The organism is Pseudomonas asplenii (genome assembly GCF_900105475.1).
Classification (GTDB): domain Bacteria; phylum Pseudomonadota; class Gammaproteobacteria; order Pseudomonadales; family Pseudomonadaceae; genus Aquipseudomonas; species Aquipseudomonas asplenii.
The window spans coordinates 1,027,902-1,044,130 of sequence record NZ_LT629777.1; the positions used below are offsets into that span (position 1 = coordinate 1,027,902).

Sequence of the window (16,229 nt, forward strand, 5' to 3'; positions counted from 1 at the left end):
AATTCGTTTGGGCGTTCCGCCATACGGCCGCCCAAGAGGCGCATATCATCCGTGAATATGCGCCGTGACTCCAGTCTTGTAGCGTCGATCCTGCGCTAAAAAACCAGGATAGACGCCCTGAACCGGACTAACTGCCAATCTCTACCAACAACGCGTCGACACGCTGGAAGCCGCGCGGCAACTTATTACCCCGACGACCGCGCTCGCCCTTGTAGTGCTCCAGGTCGTCAGCCTTGAGCGACAGGGTCCGCTTGCCAGCCTGCAACACCAGCGTCGCACCTTCCGGCAGCACCGCCAGGTCGGTGACGTACTCTTCACGGCTGGCCACCCGCTCGCCGGGAACCCCGATGATCTTGTTGCCCTTGCCCTTGCCCAACTGTGGCAGGTCGCTGACCTTGAAAATCAACAGCCTACCTTCGGTGGTCACCGCCGCCAGCCAGTTCTGCTCACGATCGGCCACCGGCCGCGGCGGCATCACCTTGGAACCATTGGGCAGGCTCAACAATGTCTTGCCTGCCTTGTTCTTGGCTTGCAGGTCTTCACCCTTGACCACAAACCCGTAACCCGCATCGGAGGCGATCACATACAGCGCTTCGTCCTCGGGCAACAGCACGCATTCGAAACTGGCGCCCGGCGGCGGTGCCAGACGACCGGTCAGCGGTTCGCCCTGGCCACGTGCCGATGGCAACGTGTGGGCCGCCACCGAATAACTGCGGCCTGTGGAATCGATGAATACCGCAAACTGGTTGGAACGCCCCGGCGCTGCGGTCTTGAAGCCATCACCCGCCTTATAGGACAGGCCTGTGGCATCAATATCATGCCCCTTTGCACAGCGAACCCAACCTTTTTCCGACAGAACGACCGTTACCGGCTCAGTGGGCATCAGTTCGTTTTCCGACAGAGCCTTGGCTTCGGCGCGGGCAACGATCGGCGAACGGCGGTCATCACCATAGGTTTGCGCATCGGCGAGCAGCTCGCTGCGCACCAGTTTCTTCAGCTTGGCTTCGCTGGCCAGCAGCGCTTGCAGCTTGGCCTGCTCCTTGAGCAGTTCGTCCTGCTCGTTACGCAGCTTCATCTCTTCCAGCCGCGCCAGTTGACGCAGACGGGTGTCGAGAATGTAGTCGGCCTGGATCTCACTGAGGGCAAAACGCTCGATCAGCTTCGCGCGGGGATGCTCCTCGGTACGGATGATGTGGATCACTTCATCCAGGTTGAGGTAGGCGATCAGCAAGCCGTCCAACAGGTGCAGGCGCCTCTCGACCTTGTCCAGGCGGAATTTCAGGCGACGCCGAACGGTGTTGACGCGGAACTCCAGCCACTCCACCAGCAGCGAACGCAGGTTTTTCAACTGCGGCTTGCCATCGAGGCCAATGATATTGACGTTGACCCGGTAGCTGGATTCAAGGTCGGTGGTTGCGAACAGATGCTGCATCAGCTCTTCGGGATCGACCCGGTTCGAGCGCGGGATGATGACGATCCGGCACGGATGCTCATGATCGGACTCATCGCGCAGGTCGGCGACCATCGGCAGCTTCTTGGCCTGCATCTGCGCAGCGATCTGCTCGAGCACCTTGGCCCCGGAAACCTGGTGAGGCAAGGCATGGACGACAATATCGCCGTCTTCGACGCGATAGACCGCGCGCATGCGGACCGAACCCCGTCCGGTCTCGTAGATTTTCAGCAGATCGGCCTGTGGCGTGATGATTTCCGCTTCGGTCGGATAATCCGGGCCCGGGACGAACTTGCACAGGTCCTCGACCGTGGCCTTGGGCTCATCGAGCAGGTGCACGCAAGCGTTGGCAACTTCCCGCAGGTTATGCGGCGGTACATCGGTGGCCATGCCCACGGCGATGCCGGTGGTACCATTGAGCAGGATATTCGGCAAACGCGCCGGCAACACCGCAGGTTCCTCAAGGGTACCGTCGAAGTTCGGTACCCAGTCCGCAGTCCCCTGGCCCAGCTCGCTGAGCAACACCTCGGAGTAACGCGACAGGCGCGACTCGGTGTAGCGCATGGCCGCGAAGGATTTCGGATCATCCGGCGCCCCCCAGTTCCCCTGGCCGTCCACCAGCGTGTAGCGGTAGCTGAACGGTTGCGCCATCAGCACCATGGCTTCGTAGCAGGCCGAGTCGCCATGGGGATGGAACTTACCGAGCACGTCACCGACGGTCCGTGCGGACTTCTTGTGCTTGGCATCGGCATCCAGCCCCAGCTCACTCATGGCGTAGACGATCCGTCGCTGCACTGGCTTGAGGCCATCGCCGATGTGCGGCAGTGCACGGTCCATGATCACGTACATGGAGTAGTTGAGGTAGGCCTGTTCGGTGAAGTCAGCCAATGACCGGCGTTCCACGCCATCCAGGCTGAGATCAAGGGAGTCGCTCATGCGGGCCTCATCAGTTCGTAGTCTGGCGCAGCAGCAAAGTGCCGCCACGCTGGGTGAATTCAAGTTGTTTCAAAGCGCTCATGCCCAACAATACCTGCTCGCCATCCAGGCCCGGTGCGACCAGGGCGCGCACATCCCGAAGAAGGATATCGCCCAGTTGCACGCTGTCGAGCCGGGTGCGATAGCCCTCGGCACGCCCGTTGGCGGTACTCAGGGTGACTGGCGAACCTCTTTCCAATCCCAGGCGATCAGCCACCTGGGTCGGAATCGCCACATCGGTGGCGCCAGTGTCGAGCATGAACTGCACTGGCGCACCATTGATCAAGCCATTGGCGACAAAATGCCCGTGGCCGTTACCGGCCAGGCGCACTTCTATATACCCCTCGCCCTGTTGCGAGGTGACGACGCTGTTGGGGTTTTCCTGGCGTTCCTCCCACTGGCCGAAAAAGCGCGTGGCAAGAAACAACCCGGCACACCAGGCCATGATCATCAAGACACGACCGGCACGCTGGCCGGGCGGCGCTTGACTCATTGCCGGTCGCTCCAGCCGCCTTGTGGCGCGGCAAAGCGCCAGACGATCGGCCGGGCCTCGCCATCGGCGCGAGCCCCATCGTTGTTGTCCAGGCCGATCCAGGCCCCGTCGGCGTCGACCACCAGGGCTTCGGCCAAGCCGTAGTTCTGTGGATAACGCCGCGGCTCGGTCAACGCTTCGGCGGCGAACGACCAGCAACGCTCGACTTCGCCACTGTGCGCATCGCGTCGACAGACCCGATAGGCATTGCGCTCCAGGGTGAACAGCTTGCCGTCGAACAGCGACAGATCGGCAAAATCCCGAGTCACCGCCTTGGCATTCGGGAACTGCGGGGGCTGCATCTCGCTGCCACCTTCAGTCATCAGCACGCAGGGCCCCACGCAACCCCACTGCGTCGGTTGCCGCTCGAGCAGTAACAATCCACGTTGTTCACGCTCGGCTGCCAGCCACAGACGATCACCTTGCGGGCTGACGGCCAGGCCTTCGAACAGGGCATTGAAGTGCAGCAGCATCCCACGGTCCCGTGCCTCGCTGACCAGTTGGGGAGCAATCGCCAGCCACTGCGGTGCGCCGTTTGGCGGAACCTTCAGCACCGCTGCATGGGCTTCGCTGACGATATAGCGGTTACCCGCGTCGTCGCAGCTCACACCCTCGAAGTCCAAATCGCCACCGCGAATGAACGAGGCGACCCAGGTTTTCAAGCGCAAGCTCCAGGGCAGACCACTGTCCGGCACAGCAGGCACCTGCAGCCCCACACCCTCGGCCTTCCAGACCCGGTTCGAGGTGTCCAGCCGATAGAGCAGGTCATCGTCGCGATCCGAGACGGTCCACAGTTCCCCACCGCACAACGCCAACCCGGACAGGTTGCCGCCGCGCATGCCATCGACCGGATGCTCGGAGACCAGCTTGAGCTCCGGCACCGTATCGGCGAACGCCGGCCAGGCGACCAACAGCCACAGCGCCGCGAGGGCTCTGCGCATCAGACCAGCACCTCGGCCAGGTCGCCCTTGGACTCCAGCCAGCTCTTGCGGTCGCCGGCGCGCTTTTTCGCCAGCAGCATGTCCATGATTTCCGCGGTCGCCTCGAAATCGTCCAGGGTCAACTGCACCAGGCGCCGGGTATTGGGGTCCATGGTGGTTTCACGCAGTTGCGGCGGGTTCATTTCACCCAGGCCCTTGAATCGGGTGACCTGCGGCTTGCCGCGCTTCTTCTCGGCGACCAGGCGATCGAGAATGCCATCACGTTCGGCTTCATCGAGGGCGTAGAAAATCTCCTTGCCGAGGTCGATCCGGTACAGCGGCGGCATCGCCACATAGACGTGGCCGGCATCCACCAGCGGGCGGAAGTGCTGGACGAACAGCGCGCACAACAAGGTCGCAATGTGCAGGCCGTCGGAGTCGGCGTCGGCGAGAATACAGATCTTGCCGTAGCGCAACTGACTCAGGTCCGCCGCACCCGGGTCGACGCCAATGGCCACGGCGATGTTGTGCACCTCCTGGCTGGCGAGCACTTCGCCGCCATCGACTTCCCAGGTGTTGAGGATCTTCCCGCGCAGCGGCAGGATCGCCTGGAACTCCTTGTCCCGCGCCTGCTTGGCCGAACCGCCGGCGGAATCACCTTCGACCAGGAACAGCTCGGAGCGCATCGGGTCCTGCCCGGCACAATCGGCCAGCTTGCCCGGCAACGCCGGGCCTTGGGTGATGCGCTTGCGCTCGACTTTCTTGCTCGCCTTCAAGCGACGACCGGCGTTGCTGATCGCCAGCTCAGCCAGTTGCATGCCCAACTCGGGGTTGGCATTGAGCCACAGGCTGAAGGCGTCCTTGACCACCCCGGAAACGAACGCGGCCGCTTCGCGGGACGACAGGCGCTCCTTGGTCTGGCCGGAGAATTGCGGCTCCTGCATCTTCATCGACAGGACGAAGGCAATCCGCTCCCAGACGTCCTCCGGTGCCAACTTCACGCCACGTGGCAGCAGGCTGCGGAATTCGCAGAATTCGCGCATGGCATCGAGCAGCCCCTGGCGCAGACCGTTGACATGCGTACCGCCCTGGGCGGTCGGGATCAGGTTGACGTAGCTTTCCTGGATGCTGTCGCCACCTTCGGGCAGCCACAGCAAGGCCCAGTCGACCGCCTCCTTGTTACCGGCCAGGCTGCCGCAGAACGGTTCGTCCGGCAGGCGCTCGAATTCGCTGACCGAGTCCACCAGGTAGGAACGCAGGCCATCCTCGTAATGCCACTCGACCTTCTCGCCCGTGCCCTTGTCCTCGAAGCTGACCAACAGCCCCGGACACAGCACCGCCTTGGCCTTGAGCACATGCTTGAGGCGGCTGATGGAGAATTTCGGCGAGTCGAAATACTTCGGGTCCGGCGCGAAATACACGCTGGTACCGGTATTGCGCTTGCCGACGCTGCCGACCACCTCCAGCTCGGTGGCCTTGAAGCCGTCGGCGAAGGTCATCTGATATTCGTTGCCATCACGCTTGACCTTGACCCGCACCTGGGTCGACAAGGCGTTGACCACGGAGATCCCCACGCCATGCAGGCCGCCGGAGAACTGGTAGTTCTTGTTGGAGAACTTGCCGCCGGCGTGCAGCTTGGTCAGGATCAGTTCGACACCGGAGACGCCCTCTTCCGGGTGAATGTCCACCGGCATGCCGCGGCCGTCGTCGCTGACTTCCAGGGAGTGGTCGGCATGCAGGATGACCTGCACCGACTTCGCGTGGCCGGCCAGGGCCTCGTCGACACTGTTGTCGATGACTTCCTGGGCGAGGTGGTTCGGCCGACTGGTGTCGGTGTACATGCCCGGACGTTTACGCACCGGGTCGAGGCCCGAGAGGACTTCGATGGCGTCTGCGTTATAGGAGCTAGCGCTGGGAGTGGCCATGGGGTCTCGTCATCAGTCGTCTATGAATAGGGGTCATTCTCAAAGTGCAGAGAAATCGATCGTTTGATACTTATCGGCACCGATGCCGGCAAAACTGAGCAACGCTGGCAATTGTCGGGCAAAGCCCTGGAAACCATGGTCGCCGCCTGCCTGGATACGCAAGGCGCATGCCCGGTAATACTGCTGCGCGGCGCGATAATCAAGGGTTTCGTCGGCCGTTTGCAACCATACCTGAAAACGTTGCGGATCCTGGGGCGGTGGTACTTCCAATGCGGCCAGGGCCGTCACGTGGTCAAGGGTCAGCTCCCAGGTTTCGCCGCTGTAGAGGTTCTGCTGCGGGCCGAGATGTCCGTCGAACATCCGGTGCGGGCTGACCGCCGGGTTGACCAGCAGGGCCTTCAGACCATGGCGCTCGGCCAAGTGAGTGGCATAGTAGCCGCCGAGCGAGCTGCCGACCAGCAGCGGACGACCGAGTTCGGCAATCGCGGCCTCAAGCTGGGCCATCGCCGGGTGCGGATGGTGGTGCAGAGCCGGGACCCGCAGTTGCCCGCTCAGCCCCAGGCCCGCCATTACCGCCATCAGTTGAGTGGCTTTCTTCGACTCGGGCGAGCTGTTGAAACCGTGGATATACAGGATCGAACCGGACATGTCATCGCTCTCCAGACGCTAGTGACCTGTACGGTTAATCCGAATACTCAACGTTGGGTACAGGGGTTGAGTAGGCGAATCAGCCACACAGGCCACCAGCTACCGCGCAGGCAAAGACACGCAGTTTAGCCTGAGTCCTGGACCATGACTCATTCTGAGAGTTTTCTTACCGTGATTGGGGAAATTCAGTAACCGGTGCCGCCATAGTCGACGCTGAACTCGAAGCCCTGCACCCGCGACACCCCCGTTTCAAGCCGACCATCCGGGTGCAGGCGCAGCCAGCGGTAGCCGGGGGCCTTGTCGTCGAGCTTGAAATCTTCGCTGCCCGGCGCGAACTGGATGCAGGTCGAAGGCGAGGCCAGCAGGCGCAGCCCCTGGTGCTGCTGGTCGAACTCCTGATGGATATGCCCCCAGAGCAGCGCCCGGACCTGCGGAAAGCGCTCCAGCACGGCAAACAGCGCCTGTGGATTACGCAAGCCGATCGGCTCCATCCAGGCGCACTGGATGGACACCGGGTGGTGATGGAAACAGACCAGGTGATGACGGTCCGGCGCTTCGCTCAGGGCGCTGGCCAGCAACTGCAACTGCTCCTCCTGCAGATACCCCGGCACCGAGCCTGGCACCGCGGAGTCGAGCAGCGTCACGCGCCAGTTGCCGATATCCACCACCGGCTCCAGCAGATCGCTGTCAGCAGCCACCTCGGCCATTTCGCGCAACTCGTCATGATTGCCGGGAAACCAGCGGGCCGGCGCCGGAATGCACGCGCTCATCTGGCGAAAGCGCCGGTAGGACTCCAGCGTGCCGTCCTGGGACAGATCACCGCTGGCCAGCACCAGGTCGATATGCGGCTGTTCGGCCAGGACACAATCGATCACCCGTTGCAGGCTGTCGCAGGTATTCATGCCCAGCAGCGTACCGTCCGCTTCGGCAAATAGATGGCTATCGGACAGTTGGACCAGCAGCACCGAATCCGTGGTGGTCGATTGAGTGGATACGCTCGACAAGGCGCTCTCCCCGAAATGACTGGCGGTACAGTTTTCAACCAATTCGTTCAAAACCGCGTTGCGCGCAATTATGGTCAGGGAATTTGCAAAGAGGAAATGGCTGAAAACGGGCACAGTTCACATTTAGCCGGATACAAAACCTAACGTACCGCCTCGAATTCGTGACCGCAGGCCAGACAGTGGCTCAGCCACTCGCCGAGGAACACATTGAGCTGGGCTTTTTCATCCGGCTGGTGCATGGCCTCGTTCGGGTACGGGTAGATGCTGCGAAAACGCCGGGCATGCTCGGCGCTGATCACCTCGGCCATCCGTGCATCATGGTAGACCTGCACCTGCAACTCCGGCACCGGCAGCCATGGCAGACTGTGCTCCTGGCGGACCAGCAAGGTGGTGGTGTAAGGACAGTCCTGCAGGACCTCCAGGGCCAGCACGCCGAGCATCTGCTCGCCCTGGGTCACCGCGATCCGACGGGCTCGCTGCTGGTCGCGCATCTCGGGCAACAATCGCATCAGACGGGCATAGTTCGCCTCACAAGCGGCCTGCAACCCGACCAGATCGACCCGATAACGCTCGCGCAGCAGACTTACGACCATAAGCCCCTCACTTCGGCACGATTCAACGCCAGCCATTGCAAGGCGATGATCGACGCCGCATTGATAATCCGTCCATCACGCACCGCCTGCAGGGCATCCTCGAACGCCCAGACCGTCGCGCGGATATCTTCGCTTTCCTCCACCAGCCCGTACAGGCCACCGGCCCCCTCGGTCTGGCAACGTCCCAGATACAGGTGGACGAACTCGTTGCTGCCACCCGGCGACGGGAAGTACCGAGTGATCGGCCACAACGCCTGCAGGTTCAGATCAGCTTCCTCCTGCGCCTCGCGATGAGCAACCTCTTCCGGCTGCTCATCCTTGTCGATCAGACCGGCGACCAGTTCGATCATCCAGGGGTTGTCGGTCTTGCCCATGGCGCCGACCCGAAACTGCTCCAGCAGGACCACTTCATCGCGCCGGGCATCGTAGGGCAGGACACACACCGCGTCATGACGCACGAACAGTTCGCGATTGATCTCCTTGCCCATGCCACCGGCGAAAAGCTCATGGCGCAGGTGCAGACGATCGAGCCGGTAGAACCCCTTGAAGCAGTTCTCCCGTCGAATGATCTCGACGTTCGTCGGGCTGGATTTACGGGTATCTGTCATGCTGATCCTCTCTGCAATAGCGGCGGGGTTGCCCCCGACTTCGCGCCATCCTACGCGTCAACCACCACCGATGCAGCCCCTTTCCCATCGCCGGGATGGACGGCAGCCACCGAAACCTACTCTAATTAGCGTAGTGGCGAACCGACTACGCCGCTGACAGTCAAAGCTCGATCTCCCTGGCCTACCTTTCGCAAACGAAGGACGTACATGTCGTTTTTAAAAATCACCTCGCTGACCTGCATCGCCCTGACCCTGGGCGCTTGCCAGAGCCTGTTCCAACCGGCCACACAGAAGCCGCTGGAGTTCAAGCGCGATGCCTGGGAACAGGTCAAGCCAGGCTGCAACGACCCCGACTGCCCACTGGTGAACATTGACACGGTGCACGCGCCGAGCGAGCCGCAACTGGACGCCCTGATCGAACGCAGCCTGCTGCAAATGACCCGGACCTCGCCCGATACGCCGTTGCCGGCCTCGCTCAAGGCCTACCAGGATCAGTTCCTCGCCACCTCCGCCAGCCGCCAGGGCAGCTATCTGCAAGCCAAGGTACTCGAGCAGCATGACGGCTTGGTGATCATCGAGCTGATCAGCTACCTGGATCAAGGCGGCCCCCAGGGCATGCCAGGGCGCGGCTTCATCAACTGGTCGCGCCAGGACCACAAGGCCCTGAGCCTGCAGGACATGCTGCTGCCGGGCCAGGAGGAGGCTTTCTGGAAACGGGTCAAGGTCGCCCACAACAGTTGGCAGATCAGCAACCGCGCCGACCAGGACTTCATCCGTACCTGGCCTTTCCAGAAAACGCCGAACATTGCCCTGACCAGCGACGGCGTGCTGCTCAAGTACAATGTGCTGACCATCGCCCCGTACGCCTTGGGCACGATCGAGCTGAAAGTCGACTACTCGCGCCTCAACGGCATCCTCAAGCCCGAGCTGTTTCCCGCGCGCAAGTGAACACCTTGCCCAACAGCAGTTGCAGCAACCCTGCCAGCAGCAGCGACGGCAGGGTCGCACCGAGTTCCGGCTGTAAGTTGGCCAGCAGGTGATAGGTAGCAACGCCGCCCAGCCAGGCCAGCAGCGCCGACCAGCGCAAGGCTGACAAGGTCACCTGCGCACGACGCCGGCGCAGGATGAAATGGTCGACCAGCACCACGCCGAACAGCGGCGCGAAGACCGAACCGATCAGCAGTAGAAAGTTCTGGTACTGCGCCAGGGGCGAGAAGCAGGCGATCAGGGTGCAAAGCACGCCGATAGCGAGGGCCAACCGCTCGACTTTCAGCGGCAGCAGAATCCCGCTGGAGACCGCCGCCGAATGGATGTCGGCGAAGGCGTTTTCCGACTCGTCGAGCAGGATCAGCAGCAACGGGATCCCCAACCCGGCCCCCGCCAGGGCCAGCAGCAAGGCGTTGACCTCGCCACTCGGTGCAAAGGCCAGGGTATAGGCCACACCGAGGCTCATCAGCCACAGGTTGCCGATAAAGAAACCCAGTGCGGTGCCGCCGAACACGCTCTGCGCCCGCTTGCCGAATCGCGAGTAGTCGGCGATCAGCGGCAGCCAGGACAGCGGCATGGCAATCGCGATGTCGAAGCCCACCGCGAACGTCATCGAGCCATCGCCAGCCTTGTTCCAGAGTGCTGCCAGATCGGCCTTGGCGAACAGGTTCCAGGTCAACCACAAACACGCTGCCAGCAACAGCCAGATGCCCCACTTGCGCAGTATCTGGCGCACGAAGGTCAGCGGCCCGCTGATCGCCAGCAAGGTCGCCAGTGCCCCGAACAACAGGGTCCAGAGCAGTGGATTGGCAAGCAGACTGCCCTCACCGAACGCCCGACTGCCGAGCAGGCTCGCAGCATCGCGCATGACGATGATTTCGAACGCGCCCCAGCCCACCAACTGCAGCAGATTGAGGATGGCCGGAAGGCTTGCGCCGTACTGGCCGAGGCTCAGCTTCAGCGCAGCCATGGCGGCGAGACCGGTGTCGCTGCCAATCACGCCGACCGCCGCCAGCAACAGCACGCCAACCGCCGTGCCGAGCAGGATTGCCAGCAATGCGCCGGACAGCCCCAGGCCCGGCGCCAGCAGGGCGCCGGTCTGCAGCACCATCAGGCCGATACCGAGGGAGAACCACAGGGAAAACAGATCGCGCGCGCCGAACACCCGTTTGTCGAGCGGAACGGCGAGATCGGGAGAATAGGTGCCAGGAGTATTCAAGAGCGTCATCTCAGGAAAAGCAGGAATGTAAACGGACCTGTGGCGAGCAGGCTCGTCGGGACGCCGCTCGCCACAGGGGTTTGGCTCCGTTCCGTGGAGCCGGCAGGGTCAGACTTTCTGGTACAACTGGCTGCCTTCGCGCTTGAAGCGCTCGGCCTGCTCCGCCATGCCCTGGGCCGCCTCCGCGTCGACCGCCGCGATCCGCTGGTTGGCGGCATAGTCGCGGACTTCCTGGGTGATCTTCATCGAGCAGAACTTCGGTCCGCACATGGAGCAGAAATGCGCGACCTTGGCCGAGTCCTTGGGCAGGGTCTCATCGTGGAACGCCCGCGCGGTGTCCGGGTCCAGGCCCAGGTTGAACTGGTCCTCCCAACGGAACTCGAAGCGCGCCTTGCTCAAGGCGTTGTCACGGATCTGTGCGCCCGGATGGCCCTTGGCGAGGTCAGCCGCATGGGCGGCGATCTTGTAGGTGATGATCCCGGTCTTCACGTCATCCTTGTTCGGCAGGCCCAGGTGTTCCTTGGGCGTGACGTAGCAGAGCATGGCGCAACCGAACCAGCCGATCATCGCCGCGCCGATGCCGGAAGTGATGTGGTCGTAACCCGGGGCGATGTCGGTGGTCAGCGGGCCGAGGGTGTAGAACGGCGCCTCGTCGCAGCATTCCAGCTGCTTGTCCATGTTCTCCTTGATCAACTGCATCGGCACGTGGCCCGGGCCTTCGATCATGCACTGCACATCATGCTTCCAGGCGATCTTGGTCAGTTCGCCGAGGGTTTCCAGTTCGCCGAACTGCGCTTCGTCGTTGGCGTCGGCAATCGAGCCCGGACGCAGGCCGTCGCCCAGCGAGAAGCTGACGTCGTAGGCCTTCATGATTTCGCAGATTTCATCGAAATGGGTGTAGAGGAAGTTTTCCTTGTGGTGCGCCAGGCACCACTTGGCCATGATCGAACCGCCACGGGAGACGATCCCGGTGACCCGCTTGGCAGTCAGCGGCACATAACGCAGCAGCACGCCGGCATGGATAGTGAAGTAATCGACGCCCTGCTCGGCCTGTTCGATCAGGGTGTCGCGGAACAGCTCCCACGTCAGGTCCTCGGCCACGCCGTTGACCTTCTCCAGGGCCTGGTAGATCGGCACGGTGCCGATCGGTACCGGCGAGTTGCGGATGATCCACTCGCGGGTTTCATGGATGTGCTTGCCGGTGGACAGGTCCATGACCGTGTCCGAACCCCAGCGAATGCCCCACGTCAGCTTGGCCACTTCTTCCTCGATGGAGGATCCGAGGGCGCTGTTGCCGATGTTGCCGTTGATCTTCACCAGGAAGTTGCGGCCGATGATCATCGGCTCCAGCTCCACGTGGTTGATGTTCGCCGGGATGATCGCCCGGCCGCGGGCGATTTCCTCGCGGACGAATTCCGGCGTGATCTCTTTCGGGATGCTCGCGCCAAAACTGTGACCCGCGTGCTGTTGCTTGAGCAGACCCGCAGCACGGGCTTCCTGCAACTTGAGGTTCTCACGGATGGCGACGTATTCCATCTCGGCGGTGATGATGCCCTGGCGGGCATAGTGCATCTGGGTGACATTCGCCCCGGCCTTGGCCCGGCGTGGGTTGTTGACGTGGGCGAAGCGCAGTTTGGTCAGTTCCGGGTCCGCCAGGCGCTGCTGGCCGAAGTTGGAACTCAGACCGGCCAGGCGCTCGGTGTCGCCACGGCTGTCGATCCACGGCGAGCGGACATCGGCCAGGCCCTGGCGCACGTCGATGGTCACGCTCGGATCGGTGTACGGACCGGAAGTATCGTAGACCAGCACCGGCGCATTGATCTCGCCGCCGAAATCGGTCGGGGTCACGTCCAGGCTGATTTCACGCATGGGCACGCGGATGTCCGGGCGCGAACCCTGGACGTAGATTTTTTGCGAGCGGGGAAAGGGCTGTACCGACTGCTCGTCGACCTTGGCCGAATCGCTGAGGTTCGCGGCGTCTTTTAATTTTGTACTCATCACGGGCTCTCCAGACTGCATCCAGGTGGATTGTCGGGACGAACCTGAATTGCACGGACGCACCATGAACGATGCTGTGCCCTGCCCGAAAGAACGCTGTTCGATAGTCGAACAACACCCCGGACCAAGCACAAGAGGACTCGCCGGGAGACGAGCAATCTTGTTCCCTACGCAGGCGCTAACCTGATCAGGTTCAACGGGATCCGGAATTATCCGATCTCAGCCTCACAGCAAGGCACCCCGACAAGAACGAGCCGAGTGTAGACCAAGACTGCGGCATAACGCCACCGCCCTCGTATCTGTCTGGATGAATGGCCGATATGCAGGATTGTTGCGAACCCCGGCGACCACTACACTCGCCTACGGCTTGACGCTGCGCACCCTGCACATTAGCCTCGGCCCACAAATTACAACCGTAATATTTATTCGAAGGATCGCCTCATGCTGCGCAAATTATCACTGGCCCTGGCCGTGTCTTGTGCGACCAACGGACTGGTCTGGGCAGCTGAAGCGCCCTTGTCGACCAAAACCGACCTGGTCAGCGTCTACCAGGAAGCCCTGGACAACAATGCCGATCTGGCCGCCGCCCGCGCCGATTACGACGCGCGCAAGGAAGTCGTGCCCCAGGCCCGCGCCGGGCTGCTGCCGAATCTTTCGGCCGGCGCCAGCAGCAACAACGTCCACACCTCGATCGACCGGCCTTCGGTCACCACGAGCCGCAGCGCCAACGTCTACCAGGCGACCCTGAGCCAGCCCATCTTCCGCGCCGACCGCTGGTTCCAGTTCCAGGCCGCCAAGGACGTCAACGAACAGGCGGCCCTGCAACTCTCGGCCACCGAACAGAACCTGATCCTGCAAAGTGCCGAAAGCTACTTCGCGGTGCTGCGCGCCCAGGACACCCTGGCCTCGACCAAGGCCGAAGAAGCGGCGTTCAAACGCCAGCTCGACCAGTCCAACGAGCGCTTCGATGTCGGCCTCTCGGACAAGACCGACGTCCTGCAATCCCAGGCCAGCTACGACACCTCGCGGGCCAACCGCATCGCCGCGCAGCGCCAGGTCGAGGACGCGTTCGAAGCGCTGATCACCCTGACCAACCGTCAGTACAACTCGATCCAGGGCATCGTCCACAGCCTGCCAGTACTGGCCCCGACGCCCAATGACGCCAAGGCCTGGGTTGATACTGCCGCCCGGCAGAACCTGAACCTGCTGGCCAGCAACTATGCGGTCAGCGCCGCCGAGGAAACCCTCAAGCAGCGCAAGGCCGGCCATGCCCCGACCCTTGATGCCGTCGCCCAGTACCAGACCGGCGACAATGATGGTTTCGGCCTGACCAACCCCAATAATCTGGGGCAGAACTATGGCGGCCCGGTGAAACAGACCACCGTCGGCCTGCAATTGAATATCCCGCTGTACAGCGGTGGCCTGACCAGCTCGCAGGTACGCGAATCCTATTCGCGCCTGAGCCAGACCGAACAGCAGCGTGAGGCCCTGCGTCGACAGGTGGTGGAAAACACCCGCAACCTGCATCGTGCGGTGAACACCGATGTCGAACAGGTCCAGGCCCGCAAGCAGTCGATCATCTCCAACCAGAGTGCGCTGGAGGCGACCGAGATCGGCTATCAGGTGGGCACGCGCAATATCGTCGATGTGCTTGATGCCCAGCGCCAGCTGTACACCTCGGTGCGCGACTACAACAACACCCGCTACGACTACATTCTCGACAACCTGCGGCTGAAACAGGCGGCGGGGACCCTGAGCCCGGAAGACCTGAGCGCCCTGTCACGCTACTTGAAGGCCGACTACAACCCGGACAAGGACTTCCTGCCACCGGACCTGGCGAAGGCCGCAGCGGCCAACCTCAAGACGCCTTCGCAACGCTGATAGAGATTGCGACTGAGGCAGCACAGACTGGAGCCGGATGTATCCGCGAAGCTTTTCAGCGGCCTTGAGGGCCCTTTCGCGGATGAATCCGGCGCCCACAGGGGGCGGCACCGCTCACAGAACTGGTGAGCTGATCTGCCCCCTCATCGGCCCAGAATCAAAGACCGTTGGCTCCCAAAGCAAAGAGCCGTCAGCGTGCCTCTGACAGCAAACGCCCCAACCCATCCAGCAGTCGCTGCAAGGCGCCCTGGTTGGCCTGCATCACCTTCAGCCCCGCCTCGCCCATCCTGCGCGCATCCTGGGGCAGCTCGAACAGGCGCTGAACCGCCACCGCCAGCCCCTCGGCATCGTCGACTTCCTGCAACGCGCCAGCCTCGCGCATCAACGCGGCGATCTCGAGGAAATTGAACAGGTGCGGACCACTCAGGACCGGTTTGCACAGGGCCGCCGGTTCCAGCACGTTGTGCCCGCCATTGGGTACCAGGCTGCCGCCGACGAAGGCACTGTCGGCCAGGGCATAGAGGAACAGCAACTCGCCCATGGTGTCGCCGAGCAACACCGAATCCTTCGCCCCAACCGGCTCAGCGGTCGAGCGTCGGACTGTGGTGAAACCTTGCTGACGGCAGAGTTCGAAGACACTGTTGAACCGTTCGGGGTGACGCGGCACCAGGATCAGCAACGCATCCGGGTAATTGCCCAGCAATTGCCGATGCGCCGCCAGGACTACCTCGTCCTCGCCTTCGTGGGTACTCGCGGCAATCCACACCGGGCGTTGCTGCGCCTGCCACTGCTCGCGCAGCGCGGCGGCCCGGGCCAACAGTTGCGGGTCGATACTCAGGTCGAACTTGATCGAGCCGGTGACCTCGACGGTCTCGGGCCGTGCACCCAATTGCCGGAAACGCTCGGCCTCGGCTTCGGTCTGCACTGCGATCAGGCTCATTTCTTCCAGCATTGGCCGCGTCAGCCGGGCAAACCGCGCATACCCCTTGGCCGAGCGCGCCGACAGCCGCGCATTGGCCAAGGCCACCGGAATCCCGCGCCGGGCGCATTGATGAATATGGTTGGGCCACAACTCGGTTTCCATGATCACCGCGAGACGCGGCTGCACGCGGTCAAGAAAACGCGCCGCCGCCCAGGGCAGGTCGTAAGGCAGGTAGCAATGCTGGATGCGCGGCTCGTTGGCGAACAGCGCCTGGATCCGCTCCGAGCCGGTGGGCGTCATGCAAGTCACGGTGATCGGCAATTCGGGATACTGCGCCAGCAGCGCCCGGATCATCGGTGCGGCGGCGATGCTCTCGCCCAGCGAGACCGCATGCACCCAGATCCCGTGCGGCCGCATCGGTGGCAAGCCACACGCAAAACGCTCGGCGATCCGTCGTGCATAGGCCGGCGCCTTGCGCGCCCGCAGCCACAGACGCACTGCCACCAGCGGCAGCCCCAGGTGAAACAGCAAGGTATAGAGAGTTCTATTCATGGCGGCGGAGTTTAC

13 protein-coding genes and 1 riboswitch are annotated in these 16,229 nt (G+C 62.7%); of the genes, 2 read left to right on the forward strand and 11 right to left on the reverse strand.

Going from position 1 to position 16,229, the window contains the following annotated elements; genetic code table 11:
• Positions 1 to 127 precede the first annotated feature (127 nt).
• From parC to BLU37_RS04735, 8 genes are all read right to left on the reverse strand, one after another.
• Entirely contained in the window at positions 128 to 2,386 is a 2,259-nt protein-coding gene (parC, locus tag BLU37_RS04700; RefSeq protein WP_010450440.1) for a DNA topoisomerase IV subunit A, read from the reverse strand.
• A gap of 10 nt (positions 2,387 to 2,396) precedes the next feature.
• A complete protein-coding gene (locus BLU37_RS04705; RefSeq protein WP_090202684.1) occupies positions 2,397 to 2,918 on the reverse strand; it encodes a retropepsin-like aspartic protease family protein in 522 nt (173 codons plus the stop codon).
• Complete coding sequence (locus BLU37_RS04710) at positions 2,915 to 3,898, reverse strand: esterase-like activity of phytase family protein (protein ID WP_090202687.1); 984 nt, start codon at positions 3,896 to 3,898, stop codon at positions 2,915 to 2,917. The genes BLU37_RS04705 and BLU37_RS04710 overlap by 4 nt, the downstream gene beginning before the upstream one ends.
• Complete coding sequence (gene parE, locus BLU37_RS04715) at positions 3,898 to 5,802, reverse strand: DNA topoisomerase IV subunit B (RefSeq protein ID WP_010450434.1); 1,905 nt, start codon at positions 5,800 to 5,802, stop codon at positions 3,898 to 3,900. The genes BLU37_RS04710 and parE overlap by 1 nt, the downstream gene beginning before the upstream one ends.
• Before the next feature lie 39 nt (positions 5,803 to 5,841).
• Complete coding sequence (locus tag BLU37_RS04720) at positions 5,842 to 6,450, reverse strand: YqiA/YcfP family alpha/beta fold hydrolase (protein WP_010450432.1); 609 nt, start codon at positions 6,448 to 6,450, stop codon at positions 5,842 to 5,844.
• A 185-nt stretch (positions 6,451 to 6,635) separates the two neighbouring features.
• Entirely contained in the window at positions 6,636 to 7,454 is an 819-nt protein-coding gene (gene cpdA / locus BLU37_RS04725; RefSeq protein ID WP_026007770.1) for a 3',5'-cyclic-AMP phosphodiesterase, read from the reverse strand.
• A gap of 140 nt (positions 7,455 to 7,594) precedes the next feature.
• A complete protein-coding gene (locus BLU37_RS04730) occupies positions 7,595 to 8,047 on the reverse strand; it encodes a DUF1249 domain-containing protein (protein WP_010450427.1) in 453 nt (150 codons plus the stop codon).
• The gene (locus BLU37_RS04735) at positions 8,038 to 8,655 is read right to left on the reverse strand and encodes an NUDIX domain-containing protein (protein ID WP_010450426.1); all 618 of its coding nucleotides are present in this window, start codon (positions 8,653 to 8,655) and stop codon (positions 8,038 to 8,040) included. Before BLU37_RS04735 ends, BLU37_RS04730 begins: the two co-directional genes overlap by 10 nt.
• Before the next feature lie 207 nt (positions 8,656 to 8,862).
• Here BLU37_RS04735 and BLU37_RS04740 point away from each other — a divergent pair, with 207 nt between their 5' ends.
• On the forward strand, positions 8,863 to 9,603 hold the full coding sequence (locus BLU37_RS04740) for an RsiV family protein (protein WP_090202690.1): 741 nt from the start codon (positions 8,863 to 8,865) through the stop codon (positions 9,601 to 9,603).
• Here the strand turns inward: BLU37_RS04740 and cytX are convergent.
• Together cytX and thiC are read right to left on the reverse strand one after the other, a co-directional pair.
• The gene (gene cytX, locus BLU37_RS04745; RefSeq protein WP_090210900.1) at positions 9,572 to 10,861 is read right to left on the reverse strand and encodes a putative hydroxymethylpyrimidine transporter CytX; all 1,290 of its coding nucleotides are present in this window, start codon (positions 10,859 to 10,861) and stop codon (positions 9,572 to 9,574) included. The two genes, BLU37_RS04740 and cytX, sit on opposite strands and share 32 nt — an antisense overlap.
• Positions 10,862 to 10,969: 108 nt before the next feature.
• Positions 10,970 to 12,859, reverse strand: a complete 1,890-nt coding sequence (gene thiC / locus BLU37_RS04750; RefSeq protein WP_090202693.1) for a phosphomethylpyrimidine synthase ThiC — start codon at positions 12,857 to 12,859, stop codon at positions 10,970 to 10,972.
• A 147-nt stretch (positions 12,860 to 13,006) separates the two neighbouring features.
• Positions 13,007 to 13,112: riboswitch (TPP riboswitch) on the reverse strand.
• Positions 13,113 to 13,300: 188 nt separating this feature from the next.
• Between thiC and BLU37_RS04755 the strand changes: the two genes are divergently transcribed.
• Complete coding sequence (locus BLU37_RS04755; protein ID WP_090202696.1) at positions 13,301 to 14,740, forward strand: TolC family outer membrane protein; 1,440 nt, start codon at positions 13,301 to 13,303, stop codon at positions 14,738 to 14,740.
• A 190-nt stretch (positions 14,741 to 14,930) separates the two neighbouring features.
• On the opposite strand, the gene waaA is transcribed toward BLU37_RS04755, so the two are convergent.
• The gene (gene waaA, locus BLU37_RS04760) at positions 14,931 to 16,214 is read right to left on the reverse strand and encodes a lipid IV(A) 3-deoxy-D-manno-octulosonic acid transferase (protein WP_090202701.1); all 1,284 of its coding nucleotides are present in this window, start codon (positions 16,212 to 16,214) and stop codon (positions 14,931 to 14,933) included.
• Positions 16,215 to 16,229: the final 15 nt, after the last annotated feature.

Coding starts and splice junctions, on each gene's coding strand:
- BLU37_RS04755 (WP_090202696.1), top strand. CDS start 13,301: ATGCTGCGCAAATTATCACTGGCCCTGGCCGTGTCTTGTGCGACCAAC.
- waaA (WP_090202701.1), bottom strand. CDS start 16,214: ATGAATAGAACTCTCTATACCTTGCTGTTTCACCTGGGGCTGCCGCTG.
- parE (WP_010450434.1), bottom strand. CDS start 5,802: ATGGCCACTCCCAGCGCTAGCTCCTATAACGCAGACGCCATCGAAGTC.
- BLU37_RS04730 (WP_010450427.1), bottom strand. CDS start 8,047: ATGGTCGTAAGTCTGCTGCGCGAGCGTTATCGGGTCGATCTGGTCGGG.
- parC (WP_010450440.1), bottom strand. CDS start 2,386: ATGAGCGACTCCCTTGATCTCAGCCTGGATGGCGTGGAACGCCGGTCA.
- BLU37_RS04735 (WP_010450426.1), bottom strand. CDS start 8,655: ATGACAGATACCCGTAAATCCAGCCCGACGAACGTCGAGATCATTCGA.
- BLU37_RS04705 (WP_090202684.1), bottom strand. CDS start 2,918: ATGAGTCAAGCGCCGCCCGGCCAGCGTGCCGGTCGTGTCTTGATGATC.
- thiC (WP_090202693.1), bottom strand. CDS start 12,859: ATGAGTACAAAATTAAAAGACGCCGCGAACCTCAGCGATTCGGCCAAG.
- BLU37_RS04710 (WP_090202687.1), bottom strand. CDS start 3,898: ATGCGCAGAGCCCTCGCGGCGCTGTGGCTGTTGGTCGCCTGGCCGGCG.
- BLU37_RS04720 (WP_010450432.1), bottom strand. CDS start 6,450: ATGTCCGGTTCGATCCTGTATATCCACGGTTTCAACAGCTCGCCCGAG.
- BLU37_RS04740 (WP_090202690.1), top strand. CDS start 8,863: ATGTCGTTTTTAAAAATCACCTCGCTGACCTGCATCGCCCTGACCCTG.